The following is a 15013-nucleotide window of genomic DNA, read 5'->3' as shown; positions in this document are numbered from 1 at the left end:
CCCGGTTTCGGGAAGGGGCGGGTGGGGGAAGGCGCCCGCCGCAGGCGCCCCACCCCACCCAGCCGCCTACTCCTCCGCCGCAGCCTTCTTGGCGACAGCCTTCTTCGCCGTCGTCTTCTTCGCCGTCGTCTTCTTCGCCGCAACCTTCTTCGTCGCAGCAGCCTTCTTCGCCGGCGCCTTCTTCGCCGCGGCCTTCTTCGTCGTCTTCTTCTTCGCCGGCCCCTTGGCCCGCTTCTCCGCCAGCAGCTCGAACCCCCGCTCCGGCGTGATGTCCTCGACACTGTCCCCGGTACGCAGCGTCGCGTTCGTCTCCCCGTCGGTGACGTAAGGACCGAACCGCCCGTCCTTCACGACGACCGGAGCCCCGCTCACCGGATCCGTGCCCAGCTCCTTCAGCGGCGGCTTGGCCGCGGCCCGCCCCCGCTGCTTCGGCTGCGCGTAGATCGCGAGCGCCTCTTCGAGCGTGATGTCGAAGATCTGATCTTCCGACGTGAGCGACCGCGAGTCCGTGCCCTTCTTCAGGTACGGCCCGTAGCGCCCGTTCTGCGCCGTGATCTCGACTCCTTCGGCGTCCACGCCGACCACCCGCGGCAGCGACATCAGCTTGAGCGCGTCGGCCAGCGTCACCGTGTCGATCGACATCGACTTGAACAGCGAGGCCGTCCGCGGCTTCACCGCGTTCTTGCCGGTCTTCGGCGTGCCCTCGGGCAGCACCTCGGTGACGTACGGCCCGTAGCGGCCGTCCTTGGCGATGATCTGGTTCCCGCTGACCGGGTCCGCGCCGAGTTCGAAGTCGCCGCTCGGCTTCGCCAGCAGCTCCTCCGCGTACTCGACGGACAGCTCGTCGGGGGCCAGGTCCTCGGGGACGTCCGCGCGCTGGTGGCCCTCGGAGTCCTTCTCGCCGCGCTCGATGTACGGGCCGTAGCGGCCGACGCGAAGCTTGATGTCGTTGCCGACGGGGAAGGACGAGATCTCCCGCGCGTCGATCGCCCCGAGGTCGGTGACGAGCTCCTTGAGCCCGCCGAGATGGTCGCCGTCGCCGTTGCCCGCGTCGGAGGCCGCCCCCGCACCGGCCGCGTCGTCGCCCTCCTGCGTACCGAAGTAGAACCGCTTCAGCCACGGCACGGACTGGGCCTCACCGCGTGCGATGCGGTCGAGGTCGTCCTCCATGCGGGCCGTGAAGTCGTAGTCCACGAGCCGGCCGAAGTGCTTCTCCAGCAGGTTGACCACGGCGAACGAGAGGAACGACGGCACCAGGGCCGTGCCCTTCTTGAACACATAGCCGCGGTCGAGGATCGTCCCGATGATCGAGGCGTACGTCGACGGCCGGCCGATCTCGCGCTCTTCGAGCTCCTTGACCAGCGACGCCTCGGTGTACCGGGCGGGCGGCTTCGTCGCGTGGCCGTCGACCGAGATCTCCTCGGCGGACAGCGCGTCGCCCTCGGTGACCTGCGGCAGCCGCCGCTCGCGGTCGTCCAGCTCGGCGTTCGGGTCGTCGGCGCCCTCGACGTACGCCTTCATGAAGCCGTGGAAGGTGATCGTCTTGCCGGACGCGGAGAACTCGGCGTCCCGCCCGTCGCTCGCCCGGCCGCCGATCTTGACGGTGACCGAGTTACCGGTCGCGTCCTTCATCTGGGAGGCGACGGTCCGCTTCCAGATCAGCTCGTACAGCCGGAACTGGTCACCGGTGAGGCCGGTCTCGGCAGGCGTGCGGAAGCGGTCGCCGGAGGGGCGGATCGCCTCGTGCGCCTCCTGCGCGTTCTTGACCTTGCCGGCGTACGTACGCGGCTTCTCGGGCAGGTAGTTCGCCCCGTACAACTGCGTGACCTGCGCCCGGGCTGCGGAGACCGCAGTGTCCGAGAGAGTCGTGGAGTCGGTACGCATATAGGTGATGAAGCCGTTCTCGTACAGCTTCTGCGCGACCTGCATCGTGGCCTTCGCCCCGAAGCCCAGCTTCCGGCTCGCCTCCTGCTGGAGGGTCGTCGTACGGAAGGGCGCGTACGGGGAGCGGCGGTACGGCTTCGACTCGACGGACCGCACGGCGAACGAGGAGTCCGCGAGCGCGGCGGCCAGGGCCCGGGCGTTCGCCTCGTCCAGGTGCAGCGTCTGGCCGGAGCCGGACTTCAGCTGCCCGTCCGCGCCGAAGTCGCGGCCCTGGGCGATGCGGCGCCCGTCGACGGCGCTGAGCCGGGCCGTGAAGGTCGAGGGGTCGGAGGCGTCGCCGCCCCGCCCGGTGGCGAAGGTTCCGGTCAGGTCCCAGTACTCGGCGGAGCGGAAGGCGATGCGCTCGCGCTCCCGCTCGACGACGAGGCGGGTGGCGACGGACTGGACGCGGCCCGCCGAGAGCTTCGGCATGACCTTCTTCCAGAGGACCGGCGAGACCTCGTAGCCGTAGAGGCGGTCGAGGATGCGGCGGGTCTCCTGGGCGTCGACCATGCGCTGGTTCAGCTCGCGCGGGTTGGCGACGGCGGCGCGGATCGCGTCCTTGGTGATCTCGTGGAAGACCATCCGGTGGACGGGGACCTTGGGCCGCAGGACTTCCTGGAGGTGCCACGCGATGGCTTCGCCCTCGCGGTCCTCATCGGTGGCGAGGAAGAGTTCGTCGGACTCGGCCAGCAGCTGCTTCAGCTTCCTGACCTGGGCCTTCTTGTCCGCGTTGACGACGTAGATCGGCTCGAAGTCGTTCTCGACGTCGACGCCGAGACGGCGCACCTCACCGGTGTACTCGTCGGGCACCTCGGCGGCACCGTTCGGGAGGTCGCGGATGTGCCCGACGCTCGCCTCGACAACGTATCCGGGGCCGAGGTAGCCCTTGATCGTCTTCGCCTTGGCAGGGGACTCGACAATGACGAGTCGGCGGCCGCCCTGTGCGGTCTCGCTGGTCGGGGACAACTTCGCTCTTCTCTCCGGTCGACGCTCGGTGGGCATCCGGGGCAGCGCGAGGGCGCTGCCGACAGTGCTGTCGCTGCGGAGTGTGACGGTACAACCCGCCCCCGTGTCAAACGGCAAAAGCCCGCAACGGCCACTCGAACGGTAACCCGACTTCCGCCATTCCTGCCGCCCGGCCCGCTCGGTCCGCCGCGCGCACGGCCACGGCCTGCGGGTTTCGGTACGGTCCGGACCGCCCTGCGGGTGCGGGGCGCGAGGGTCACGCGGCCCGGGCGTGTTTCCGGCCTCACCACCGGGTCCCGGAGCGGCCCGGCCTCGTACACCTGCCGCACCGGCGTACTCACGCGCGACCGAAGCACCACACCCCGAGGACGAGGAAAAGTACGCCGAACACGGTGGCGAGTGCGGTGGAGACGAGGGGGCGCACCCCGTACGCCACCGGCGCGCGGTTCAGCACGCGCGCCCCCGTCCACAGCAGCAGCGCCGCGCCGAACAGTGCGAACGTCGTTCCGGCGAGGACAGCGGGCCCGCTCTCCATTCCGTACGCCTCCCTCTTCCCCTGCCACATCTCGGATACGCGGGGAGGCTCCCACCGCGGAGCGTCGCGGACGCCAACGCGGGGTGAACAGCAGGGCGCGTCACATCACGTCGAGCGTCGCGCGCCGCCTGCTCCCCCGTTCGAACAGGGCGAGCAGGACGACGGCGAGGAGGGCGTACCCGGCGCCCGTCAGCAGTTCCGCGGCGATGCCCCGGCCGTCGAGCCCGGCCCCGGCGGACAACTGGCGCGCGGCGTCGGCGGCGTGAGTCAGCGGCAGTACGTCCCCGACGGCCCGCATCCAGCCCGGCAGGGTCTCCCGCGGCACGTTCGCACCGGTCAGGAGCAGGAGTACGGAAGCGGCCACGTTCGATACGAGGAAGACGTCCCGGAAGCGCAGCCCCAGGGCCCCCAGCGCCAGGCCGAACGCGGAGCATCCGGCAGCGGCGGCGAGCAGCACCGCGCCGAGCCCGGGAAGAGCCCCAAGCGGAATGCGCAGGCCGAGCAGGAGGCAGGCGGCGGAGAGCGTGAAGACGCTGATGACGAGACCGTTCAGCACATACGGGAGGGCCCGGCCGAACCAGAGCGGAGCACGGTGGCGGGGGCTGAGCAGGACCGCGCCGAGCGTCCCGTAGCGCCGCTCGTTGGCGACGGCCATCGTGCCGCCGTACACACAGGCTGTGGACGAGGAGATCACGGCGTTGCCGAGCAGGTAGAAGCGGTCGTCGGCGACGCCCAGCTGTCGTCCCAGGAAGACGAAGAAGAGGAGTTGCAGCAGCGGGCCGACGAGCAGGGTGCCGATGAACATGGGCGGTGTCGTCCAGTTGAAGAGCGCCCGGTACGAGAGCGCGCCGCCGATCACCACGAGCCTGGCCGAGGAAACGATCCGGCGGCGGAGGCCGGGCGCGGAACCGGAATCCGCGTGGGGGATACGGGCGGGCATGCGGCAACTCCTGGGGGTGTGACGGAAGGGGATGCGGGGAGGGCAGGGTCGGCGCGGGCGGCGCGCCGGGTCAGGCCAGGGCCAGGGTCGCGGCGGCCCGCGCCCGCTGTTCGACGCGTCCCAGCACGAGGACGGCGAGCAGTGCGTAGAGCGCCCCGAGTCCGAGGGCGGCGCCCATCGAGGCCAGCACCTCGGCCGCACCCGCGCCGCCGGAGGTCGCCGCGTGGACCGCGCGGGAGCCCCAGGTGGTGGGGAGCGCCCAGGAGACCGGACGCGTCCAGTCCGGCAGGACGGTGATCGGCACGAGCATTCCGGAGAGCAGCCACACGGGGGCGTCCAGCGGGTTGGCCAGCGCGTTCGCGTTGCGCAGCAGGACGAAGGTGGCCGCGAGCAGCAGCCCCATCATCCCGAGCGAGAGCACACAGACCGGGACGGCGGCCAGGAAGAGCACCGGATGCGCGAAGTCCAGCGGCACGTCGAAGAGCACGGCGCCCCAGAGCACCGTCGCGCCCATGGAGTAGGTGCCGATCACGGCGGTGGCCAGGGTGATGGGCAGCAGGACGAGGGCGAGCGGGGTGGGCGAGGCAACGAGCGTTTCCAGGGTGCCCAGCCAGCGCTGGTTCTGCACGGCCCCGCCGGATCCGAAGAGGACCGAGGACCAGATGCCCATCAGCCCCGCGCCGACGGCCGCGGTCAGCAGCCGGTCGGGGTCGTCGGCGGCGCGGAAGAGGTAGACGGAGAGCGTCGCGTAGACCAGGGGCACGAGGACGGCGAAGGTGATCTCCAGCGGCGAACGGCTCATGTACGACACGTGCGTCCGCACGCCGACGGCGGTCAGGCGCAGGGCCCGGGCGGGCGTCATGCGGCGACCTCGCCGTCGAGGTGGCGGTCCGTTCCGGCGCCGGGGGCCTGCTCGGCGGGGCCCGGCCCGGTCGGTGCGGGCTCCGCGCGGGAGGGCTCGTCCGCCTCCTCCACGATCGCGATGTAGGCGTCCTCCAGCGTGGGTTCGCGGGTGACGACCCGTCCGAGGCGGACTCCGTCGAGCGCTGCCAGGACCTGTCCGTGCAGGTCGGCACCGCGCTCGGTCTGCACGATGACGGCCTGTCGGCTGCCCCGGTCCTCGGCGGCCACCCCCTGCACACCGGCCACGGCGCGGATGCGTTCGAGGTGGTCCTCGCCCGCCCCGTAGGCCTCGATCTCCAGGATGCCGCGTTCCTGGACGCGGGACTTGAGCCGGTCCGGGGTGCCGAGCGCCCGGATGGTGCCGCCCGCGATGACGGCGATCCGGTCGCACAGCTCGTCGGCCTCGGCCATGTAATGCGTGGTCAGCAGCACCGTGGTGCCGTCGGCGCGCAGGTCGGCGACGGTGCGGCGGAGGTCGCGCGCCGCCACCGGGTCCACGCCGATGGAGGGTTCGTCCAGGAACAGCACGTCGGGGCTGTGCAGCAGGCCGCGCGCGATGTGCAGCCGCTGCCGCATGCCCCGCGAGTACCCCTCGACGCGCTCCTTCTCCCGCCCGGCGAGGCCGACCAGGTCGAGGAGGGCGGCGATCCGCCGCTTCTGGTCCCGGGGCTCGACTCCGTACAGCTCGGCGAAATAGCGCAGGTTGTCGAGGGCGGAGAGCCGGTCGTACAGCCCCCGGTCGCCGCCGAAGACGTACCCGATCCGGCGGCGTACGGCGACCGGGTCGGACGCCACGTCGTGCCCCAGCACCCGGGCCGTGCCGGAGGTGGGCAGCAGCAGGGTGTTGAGCATCTTGATGGTGGTGGTCTTGCCCGCGCCGTTCGGCCCGAGCAGCCCGAAGAGCTCGCCGCGCGCCACCTCGAAGGTGATCCCCCGCACGGCTTCGGTCTCGGTGCGGCGCGGACGCAGGAAGCCGGTCCGGCTGGTGTAGGTGCGGCGCAGGTTCTTCGCCTCGATCGCAAGCATGGCCCGGACGCTAGGTCCGCCGCTGCCGCCCTGCCATCGATTCGGAACCCCCCGAATCGTCCGCGCTCGCGCTCACGAGACCGCGCGCAGCACGTCCTCCCCGGAGAGCAGCGCGAGGAGGGCGCGGCCGGTGTCGGTGAGCTGGTAGTAGACGCTGCGGCCTATCCGGTGCCGGGTGACGACACCGGCCTCGGCGAGGGCCGACAGATGCTCGGAGACCGTGCTCGGCGCGAGCCCCAGCCGGTCGGCTATCCCGGCGGTGGTGAGCGGTCCGCCGAGCTGGCGCAGTACGGAGGCCCGGCCCCGGCCCAGCAGCAGTCCGAGCCGGTCGCCACTGTCGGCGCGCTCCACCGGACGCTCGCGCAGGGCGCCCGCGCCGCGCGCCTGGAAAGACACCGTCAGGACCTCGGGGTCGTCGGTGGAGTAGAGGCGGCAGCCCTCCGCGAAGACGAGGGGCACGAGCAGGAGCCGCCGCTCGCCCGCCCGGTACTCCGCGTCGATGTGCTTCGTCAGCTCCAGGACGGGTGGCTGCCACTTGGCCCGGCTCTCCAGGCCGGTGAAGAGCGCGTCGATGCCCTCGGTGGCGAAGGTCCGTGCCCGGATGAGCACTTCGTCCTCGACAAGGCGGCGCATGACGGGCCAGTGGGCTGCCATCGCGCCCTCCCAGTACGCCGCGTACGCATCGGCGAGCGCCGCGCACGCGCCTTCGGGATCGACGAGATAGGGGCGTACGTACGGATGGTCCTCCAGCCCCGCGTAGTGCTCGGCGATCCCCGCGCGTACGGCATCGGCGGGGGTGGTCCGTACGGCGTCGAGCTCCGCCCCGACGGAGGTGGCGCCGACCGGCCGGGGCAGCATGAAGTCGGGGAACTGGAGCGGGCCGTCGATCAGCAGCCGGAGCGCATGCGTCCGCTCGTCCTCGCGCAGCACCTCGCGGGCCCGTACCACCCACTCCTCGTACGGGCGGGAGGGGTGGCGGTGCGGCATCGCGAGGTGGAGGCTGCAGAAGGCGTCCCACAGCGGGCTGATGGCGATACGGGTCGCGCCGAGCGACGCCTCGTCCAGCTCGATCCGGATCATCCGGTCACCGCCCGCCCGGGGGCAGCGGCTCCAGGAAGCCCTCCTCGACCAGCAGCCGGATGGCCTGCGGGGTGCGGTCCCGGAGCAGCACCGGGTCCTCGTTCATCAGCTGGGCGATCGCGTCGAGGATGCGCCCGGCGGGCAGCGAGCCGTCGCAGACACCGGCGAACCCGGCGCCGACCGCGTCGACCTTGGTGGCCCGGCGCATGCCCCGGTTCTGACGGAGCACCACATGCTCCGGGTCCTCCGCGCCGGGGAGTCCCACCTGCTCCTGTACCACCTCGGCGGCCAGGGTGAAGTGGGCGGCGAGGAGCGCGGCGTCGTCCTGCTCGCGCAGATAGTCCTGGCGGGCGAAGTGCGCCTCGACGGCGGGGCCGAGCGGCTGCTCCACCGCGTGCGGCCACTCCTCGATCACGACGGAGGGCTTCCCGGCGGCGGCCGCGGCGGACTTGCGCAGCGTGATCCAGCCGAAGCCGACGCCCTTCGTCCGCCGCGCCTCGAACTCGTCCAGCCAGGCGTCGTAACGCGCCTCGTACTCCGCCGGGTCCGTGCGGTGGTCGCCGCTGTCGCGCAGCCAGAGCTCGGCGTACTGCGTGACGTCCTGCACCTCGCGCTGCACGATCCAGGCGTCGCAGCCCTCCGGGACCCAGGTGCGCAGCCGGTCCTGCCACTCCTCGTCCTCGGTGTGCTCCCAGTTGGCCAGGAAGTGCGCGAAGCCGCCCTCGTTGAGCCGGTCGCCGGTCTGCCGCACCAGGGTCCGGCACAGGTCGTCACCGGCCATTCCGCCGTCGCGGTAGGTGAGCCGGGCGCCCGGGGAGATGACGAACGGCGGATTGGAAACGATCAGGTCGAAGGTCTCGGCGCCGACCGGCTCGTACAGCGAGCCCTCGCGCAGGTCGGCGGGGGCGGCGCCGGAGAGGGCGAGGGTGAGCCGAGTGAACGCGAGGGCGCGCGGATTGAGGTCGGTCGCCGTGACCCTGGTGGCGTGCTGTGCGGCGTGCAGCGCCTGGATGCCGGAGCCCGTACCGATGTCGAGGGCGGAGCCGACGGGCTTGCGGACGGTGATCCCGGCCAGGGTGGTGGAGGCCCCGCCGATCCCGAGGACGACGCCCTTCTCGTGCGAGCCGATCCCACCGGCGCCGCCCACCGCGCAGCCGAGGTCGGAGACGATGAACCAGTCCTCGCCGTCCGGCCCGCCGTACGGCCGCACATCGACGGTCGCCCGCACCTCGCCGGCTGTCTCGGCCAGCCAGCCGTCCGCCACGCACTCCTTCAGCGGGAGCACGCCCGCCGCCCGCTCGACGGGCACGGGGCGCTGGAGGAGGAAGAGGCGCACCAGCGTGTCGAGCGGCGCGTCGCCACGGGTGGCCCGCAGCGCCGGGACCGTCTCGCTGCGCGCCAGCGCGGCGTAGGCGGACCCGCCGAGCCGGTCGAGGAGCCCGTCGGCCGTGAACGCGGCCGCGAGCAGGGCCTCGCGGAACCGGTGCGCGTGGTCCGCCGCGGGAAGGTCTGCTGCGAAAAGGCTGGTCTTACTCACGTGGTCCATTGTGACGGCTCCCACTGACAACGGCAGCGACCCGGCCACCGCACCGGGTATCCCCGGGGTGGCCGGGCCGCTCACCCGGTTTCCGTCCGCTCTCCGCGGGCCGTGACGCCGACCGCCCGATTACGCCTTCTTGCTGGCGGACGCGGAGGGAGACGCTTCCTTCGACGGCTCGGTCGAAGGCTTGGAGGAGGGCTCGGAGTCGTCCGACGAGCCGCCCGAGGGAGACGCCGAGGCGGTCGGCTTCTGGCAGCCCTCCTGCTTGGCCATCGCGGTGCCGACCTCGCCGGACTGGAGCTTCTGCAGCGCCTGGTCACCACTGGTGCTGATCTTGTTCAGCTCCTCCGCGATGCCCTTGAGGCCGTCGGCGAACTTGCCCTGGTCCTTCGTCTCCAGGTCGTCGACCTTCTCCTGGAGCTTCGCGTAGGCCGCGGAGGAGGCGTTGAGTTCCTTCACGGCCTCCTTCTGCGTGGTCTCGCCGTCGTCCACCGGCGGCGGACCCGCCGAGTCGACGGCCGAGCCCAGCGCCTTGTACGCCTGCGAGATCTGCTGGAAGGCTGCGGAGTCGGTCTTCTGGACGTCCGCGGGCTTGCTGTTGTCGGAGGTCTGCTGCTGGATGGACGCGTTGGCGTTCGCGATCTTCTGCAGCTGCGGCTGAACCTGTTCGCAGACCTTCTTCGCCCAGTCGTTCACCTTGTCGTCGCTGTCGTCGCTGCAGCCCGACAGTGCCAGTACGAGTACCGCACCGCCGGACAGCGCGGCTGCAAGCTTCTTGTTCACCGGTTTGGTCCCTTCCAAGGCTCTCGGCCCCGGAACTTACACGTCGAACGCCCTCCATCCGGGTGCCAGGCGTCCGTTAGGCAGGCTTTTGCAGCCATTTGCACCAAGGGAAATGAGGGATACGCAACTCACCCGGACAGCCCTCACCGAGGGGAACACGCGAACGATTCTTCACTCTCGTGGGAGACCGACCGGGCGGACGCGACGTCAGAACAGCGCGCAGGGAGGAGAACTGAGCGTGCGTCGTTCGCGACGCGCGTCGGCACCGCTCAGGGAAGAACGGCGACCGGTGTCTTCGGCCAGCTCATCCGGATGACCCCGCCATCCGCACCGGACCTGACCTCCACGTCGTCAACGAGGCCGCTGATGACCGCGAGGCCCATCTCGTCCTCCTCGTCGGCCTCGGCCTCATCGGGTCCTCCGCTGGAGGTGCCGCCTCGCCCTGAGGCCCCACCGGGAACGGAGCCGTCGGCGCCGGGGCCCGGCACCTCGTCCCCGACCTCGATGGCGAAGGTCTTCTCCTCCTCGATCAGGCGGACCGTGACGGGAGCCGTGATGCCGTGGCTGCGGTGCAGGCCGACGGCGCGGCTGCACGCCTCGCCCACGGCGAGGCGGACCTCGTCAAGCACGGCCTCGTCCACTCCGGCCCTGCGCGCCACGGCCGCCGCCACGAGACGGGCGGTCCTGACGTGTTCGGGCTGGGCGCTGAAGCGGAGTTCAACGGTGGCCATGCGATCCCCCTCGAACGTACGTATGTGCATGCCAGGGACAGGCCGCGCGGCCCGAAGCCCCGGCTCCCTCTGGGGACCCTGGCTCCCGGCGCCGGGCGGACTCTCCCCGACGGATCGGGCGGCTGACGAACAACAGCTGACAAATAAATCGGCCACGGCCGCCGACCGGGTGATCCCGGCAGCCCGGGCACGCCCCACCGGTCACGGCGGAACAGGGACTACCGCCCCGGCAGGCTCCCTGCGGAGCCGCCGCGGGCGGGGCCGCCGCCGGACCGGCACGAACCGGCCCGGCGCCGGGCCGGACGTCAGTCGGTGGCCGCGACGGCCTCGTCGACCGTGGTGTGGATCGGGAACACCTTGGTCAGACCGGTGATCCGGAAAATCTTGAGAATGCGCTCCTGGTTGCACACCAGGCGCAGCGAGCCCTCATGGGCCCGCACTCGCTTCAGGCCGCCCACGAGCACGCCGAGGCCGGTGGAGTCGAGGAAGTCGACGCCTTCCATGTCGACAACCAGGTGGTAGCTGCCGTCATTCACCAACTCGACCAACTGCTCGCGCAGCTTGGGCGCGGTATACACATCAATCTCGCCACCGACCTCGACGACCGTACGGTCGCCACCAGGGCCGGACACATTGCGAGTCGACAAGGACAGGTCCACGGATCCTCCAGCACCTTGCTATCGAGCGGTCGCCCCTCGGTCTCCCCGGCGGAGCCGGGGGACGGATCGCCAGCCGCGATGGCATTCAATCACTTACCGGCAGCCATGCACGACGCCTTCGGACCATTGTCCGCCTCGCCAGTGACACACTCGGTGCCGATGGCCAAGAATCAACGCCCCAGTCGACCCCCGGGGAGTGGGGGCTCCCGCCCCTCTCCCGACATGGTCCTCGACCGGCTCGCCGCAGGGGCGGGCCGGTCCGCGCGCATCACTCATACGGAGCACTTGCCCCCGCGCGCGGGAACCCATGCAGTCTGGCCCGACCGCATCCGTCCGGAAGTGATCGCCGCCATCCAGAAGGCCGGCATCGACCACCCCTGGGCCCATCAGGCGGCCGCCGCGGAGCACGCGCTGGACGGCACGTCGGTCGTGATCGCCACCGGAACGGCGTCCGGCAAGTCCCTGGCCTACCTCGCCCCGGTCCTCAGCGCCCTCCTGGACGGCTCCGAAGCCCCGAACGGGCGCGGCGCCACCGCCCTCTACCTCTCCCCCACCAAGGCCCTGGCCGCCGATCAGCGACGCTCGGTCAAGGCACTCGCGGCCCCGCTGGGCAACGGCATCCGGCCCGCCGTCTTCGACGGCGACACGCCGGTCGAGGAACGCGAGTGGGTGCGCCAGTACGCCAACTACGTCCTCACCAACCCCGACATGCTGCACCGGGGCATCCTCCCGTCACACCCCCGCTGGTCCTCCTTCCTGCGCTCCCTGCGCTATGTCGTCATCGACGAGTGCCACACCTACCGGGGCGTCTTCGGTTCCCACGTCGCCCAGGTGGTGCGCCGGCTCCGCCGCCTCTGCGCCCGCTACGGCTCTGATCCCGTCTTCCTCCTCGCGTCCGCCACCTCCGCCGAGCCCGCCCTCGCGGCCGGCCGCCTCACTGGCCTCCCCGTCACGGAGGTGGCCGACGACGCCTCCCCGCGCGGCGAACTGGTCTTCGCCCTGTGGGAACCCCCGCTGACCGAGCTGCACGGCGAGAAGGGGGCTCCCGTACGCCGTACCGCCACGGCCGAGACCGCCGACCTGCTCACCGACCTCACCGTCCAGGGCGTCCGCTCGGTCGCCTTCGTACGCTCCCGGCGCGGCGCCGAGCTGATCTCCGTCATCGCCAAGGAGCGCCTCGCCGAGGTCGACCGCACCCTGCCGTCCCGGGTCGCCGCCTACCGCGGGGGGTACCTCCCCGAGGAACGCCGCGCCCTGGAACGCGCCCTGCACTCCGGCAGCCTCCTGGGCCTCGCCGCCACCACCGCCCTCGAACTCGGCATCGACGTGTCCGGGCTGGACGCCGTCGTCATATCCGGCTACCCGGGGACGAGGGCGTCCCTCTGGCAGCAGGCGGGCCGGGCCGGGCGGGCGGGTCAGGGCGCCCTCGCCATCCTGGTGGCCCGCGACGATCCGCTGGACACCTTCCTCGTCCACCACCCCGAGGCCCTGTTCGAGCAGCCCGTGGAGTCGACCGTCCTGGACCCGGACAACCCGTACGTCCTCGCACCCCACCTCTGCGCCGCCGCCGCGGAGCTGCCGCTCACCGAGAACGACCTCCCGCTCTTCGGGCCGGCCGCGCCCGGGCTCCTCCCCCAGCTGGAAACCGCCAGGCTGCTCCGCAAACGGCCGTCGGGCTGGCACTGGACCCGGCGCGAGCGGGCCGCCGACCTCACCGACATCCGGGGCGAGGGCGGCCGCCCCGTCCAGATCGTGGAAGAGGGCACCGGCCGGCTCCTGGGCACCGTGGACGAGTCCGCCGCCCACAGCGCCGTGCATGAGGGGGCCGTCCACCTCCACCAGGGCCGCACCTACCTGGTCCGCAAACTGGACCTGGAGGACTCCGTGGCCCTGGTCGAACAGGCCGACCCGCCGTACTCGACCACCGCCCGCGACACCACCTCCATCGCCGTCCTGGACACCGACACCGAGACCCCCTGGGGGGACGGCCGCCTCTGCTACGGGTCCGTCGAAGTCACCAACCAGGTCGTCTCCTTCCTCCGCCGCAGGCTGATCTCCGGCGAGGTGCTCGGCGAGACCAAGCTGGACCTGCCGCCCCGCACCCTGCGCACCCGCGCCGTCTGGTGGACGGTGACCGAGGACCAGCTCGACGCCGCCCGGATCAACCCCGAGATCCTCGGCGGCGCGCTCCACGCCGCCGAGCACGCCTCGATCGGCATGCTGCCGCTCTTCGCCACCTGCGACCGCTGGGACATCGGCGGGGTGTCCGTCCCCCTGCATCCCGACACCCTGCTGCCCACGGTCTTCGTGTACGACGGCCACTCGGGCGGCGCCGGATTCGCCGAGCGCGCCTTCCACACCGCCCGCGAGTGGCTGTCCGCCACGCGCCTGGCCATCGCGTCCTGCGAGTGCGACGCGGGCTGCCCGTCCTGCATCCAGTCCCCCAAGTGCGGCAACGGCAACGACCCCTTGCACAAACGAGGCGCCGTCCGCCTCCTCACGGAACTCCTCCGCTCCGCGCCGGGCGGGGAGACGAGCGGGGCGGTCGGGGCCGACGAGCCGGGGGATGCGGCGGAGGGCCGGGAGGGTGCGCTGGGCGGCCTCGGCGGGGCGGCCCAAGGGCCGGGCGGGGCGGATCAGGGGCCGGGCGGGGCGGATCAGGGGCCTGGTGGGGCGCCCCAGGGCCCGGGCGTTCCGCCGGAGAACCGGCGCGCTACGGCGGAGGGCCCGGGCCACCCGGCTGAATCCGGTCCGGGCCACCGCGCTGATCCCGGCCCGCCCGGGGCGGCGGCACGCCCGCCGGAGGAACAGCCTCCGCCGGCCCCGCCCGGGACCTGACCTCCGGTGCGTACGGCCCGAACCGCACCCGGGCCGTCACATCGGCGACCTCCCCCAGCACCGCGCACCGCACCACCTCCGCCCCCTGCACCCTGGCCACCTCCTCGGCCGACGCACAGGCCTGCTCCACGCCTTCGAGCGCCCGGTCCGCCGCCGCCAACGCCGCCAGGTCGGCCGCGCCCCCGGCCCGGTGCCGAGCGGCCACCACCTGCCCGAGCGCCAGGACCACCGCGAACACGGTGCACAGCGTCGTCGTGGTCACCGCCGCCCAAACGGTCGCCAACCCCTGATCCCCCACCGGCATCCGACGCCGCCCCCACCACCGGACCGGAGCCCCGACCCACCGGCACCGGCGCCGCCCCCTCACCGGCCGTGCCCTTCCACCGCCGGGTCCGGCGCGCCCGCGGCGGTCGCAGCAGCAGGCACCGGGGCGTCTTCAGCCGCGGCCGCCGCGGCCGCTCTCAGCGTCACGGCGAGGCGCCCGGGCCCGGGCGTCGGAGCGGTCACCGTCACACGCCACAGCTCTCCGGCCTGTTCCACCTCGACCGAAGCCCCGCCGGGCGCGGCGGAAAGAGCGGCCTCCCGCACCTGGGGTGCCGGCTCCGAACGGGCTGCGGCACGGGCGCCGGCCCGGGCCGCGTCCACACAGCGAATCTGGGCCGACGCGGCCATCAGCGCCCACAGCAGGGCCAGGGCGAACACCGCCAGCACCGGAATCACCATGGCGGCCTCCGCCGTCACCGCTCCCCGATCGCCAAACCTCCTGCCGCCCAGCACGGCGCCCCCGCACCGTCCGCCCTCCCCTCGTCCCGCCCGGCCTCCGGGCCCGGCCCCTGTCACCCCCGCAACGGCCTCAGAACTTCGCATCGAGCGCGCCCTTCAGCAGCGACTGCAGCTGGGACATCACCGCGGCACTGGTGACGACCTTGTAGAGCACGGCAGCGAACGCACAGGCAGCGATCGTGCCCACCGCGTACTCGGACGTCGTCATTCCGCTGTCGGCCCGGGACCGTGCGAGACGGACCACGGACCGCGTCCAGTTCTTGATCTTGCGCATCACTTCAAACCCCCGATACATCGGTTACG

13 protein-coding genes and 1 pseudogene are annotated in these 15013 nt (G+C 72.3%); 1 reads left to right on the top strand and 13 read right to left on the bottom strand.

Annotated features, from left to right (window positions below; all coding sequences use genetic code 11):
* Positions 1-66: 66 nt before the first annotated feature.
* The 10 genes from topA to AMK18_RS21905 form a co-directional block, all read right to left on the bottom strand.
* Positions 67-2892 (bottom strand): type I DNA topoisomerase, encoded by a 2826-nt coding sequence (gene topA, locus AMK18_RS21950; RefSeq protein WP_073864071.1) that lies wholly within the window; start codon positions 2890-2892, stop codon positions 67-69.
* Positions 2893-3229: 337 nt separating this feature from the next.
* A complete protein-coding gene (locus tag AMK18_RS21945; RefSeq protein WP_026171399.1) occupies positions 3230-3427 on the bottom strand; it encodes a hypothetical protein in 198 nt (65 codons plus the stop codon).
* A 100-nt stretch (positions 3428-3527) separates the two neighbouring features.
* Positions 3528-4367: an ABC transporter permease gene (locus AMK18_RS21940; protein WP_073864069.1), complete on the bottom strand. Its 840-nt coding sequence runs from the start codon at positions 4365-4367 to the stop codon at positions 3528-3530.
* 70 nt (positions 4368-4437) lie between these two features.
* Positions 4438-5229, bottom strand: a complete 792-nt coding sequence (locus AMK18_RS21935; protein ID WP_073864068.1) for an ABC transporter permease — start codon at positions 5227-5229, stop codon at positions 4438-4440.
* Positions 5226-6296 (bottom strand): ABC transporter ATP-binding protein, encoded by a 1071-nt coding sequence (locus AMK18_RS21930; RefSeq protein ID WP_073864066.1) that lies wholly within the window; start codon positions 6294-6296, stop codon positions 5226-5228. Before AMK18_RS21930 ends, AMK18_RS21935 begins: the two co-directional genes overlap by 4 nt.
* A gap of 72 nt (positions 6297-6368) precedes the next feature.
* Complete coding sequence (locus AMK18_RS21925; protein ID WP_073864064.1) at positions 6369-7376, bottom strand: helix-turn-helix domain-containing protein; 1008 nt, start codon at positions 7374-7376, stop codon at positions 6369-6371.
* Between the two features lie 4 nt (positions 7377-7380).
* The gene (locus AMK18_RS21920; protein WP_073864063.1) at positions 7381-8922 is read right to left on the bottom strand and encodes a DUF7059 domain-containing protein; all 1542 of its coding nucleotides are present in this window, start codon (positions 8920-8922) and stop codon (positions 7381-7383) included.
* A gap of 120 nt (positions 8923-9042) precedes the next feature.
* Positions 9043-9699, bottom strand: coding sequence for a small secreted protein (locus tag AMK18_RS21915; RefSeq protein WP_073864062.1), 657 nt, complete (start codon positions 9697-9699; stop codon positions 9043-9045).
* Positions 9700-9968: 269 nt separating this feature from the next.
* Complete coding sequence (locus tag AMK18_RS21910; protein WP_073864219.1) at positions 9969-10430, bottom strand: ATP-binding protein; 462 nt, start codon at positions 10428-10430, stop codon at positions 9969-9971.
* A 305-nt stretch (positions 10431-10735) separates the two neighbouring features.
* On the bottom strand, positions 10736-11089 hold the full coding sequence (locus AMK18_RS21905) for an STAS domain-containing protein (protein WP_003967428.1): 354 nt from the start codon (positions 11087-11089) through the stop codon (positions 10736-10738).
* Positions 11090-11167: 78 nt separating this feature from the next.
* On the opposite strand from AMK18_RS21905, the gene AMK18_RS21900 reads away from it, so the two are divergent.
* The gene (locus AMK18_RS21900; protein WP_198957054.1) at positions 11168-13927 is read left to right on the top strand and encodes a DEAD/DEAH box helicase; all 2760 of its coding nucleotides are present in this window, start codon (positions 11168-11170) and stop codon (positions 13925-13927) included.
* A gap of 40 nt (positions 13928-13967) precedes the next feature.
* Here the strand turns inward: AMK18_RS21900 and AMK18_RS35285 are convergent.
* The 3 genes and pseudogenes from AMK18_RS35285 to AMK18_RS21885 all read right to left on the bottom strand — a co-directional run.
* Positions 13968-14231 (bottom strand): annotated as a pseudogene (locus AMK18_RS35285) (Rv3654c family TadE-like protein); the annotation flags it as partial.
* Between the two features lie 59 nt (positions 14232-14290).
* Positions 14291-14668: a TadE family type IV pilus minor pilin gene (locus AMK18_RS21890; RefSeq protein WP_073864059.1), complete on the bottom strand. Its 378-nt coding sequence runs from the start codon at positions 14666-14668 to the stop codon at positions 14291-14293.
* A 112-nt stretch (positions 14669-14780) separates the two neighbouring features.
* Entirely contained in the window at positions 14781-14984 is a 204-nt protein-coding gene (locus AMK18_RS21885) for a DUF4244 domain-containing protein (RefSeq protein ID WP_073864057.1), read from the bottom strand.
* Positions 14985-15013 lie beyond the last annotated feature (29 nt).

This window comes from Streptomyces sp. CB01249, from assembly GCF_001905735.1.
In the GTDB taxonomy this organism is placed as follows: domain Bacteria; phylum Actinomycetota; class Actinomycetes; order Streptomycetales; family Streptomycetaceae; genus Streptomyces.
This window is presented reverse-complemented; position numbering and strand designations above follow the sequence as displayed.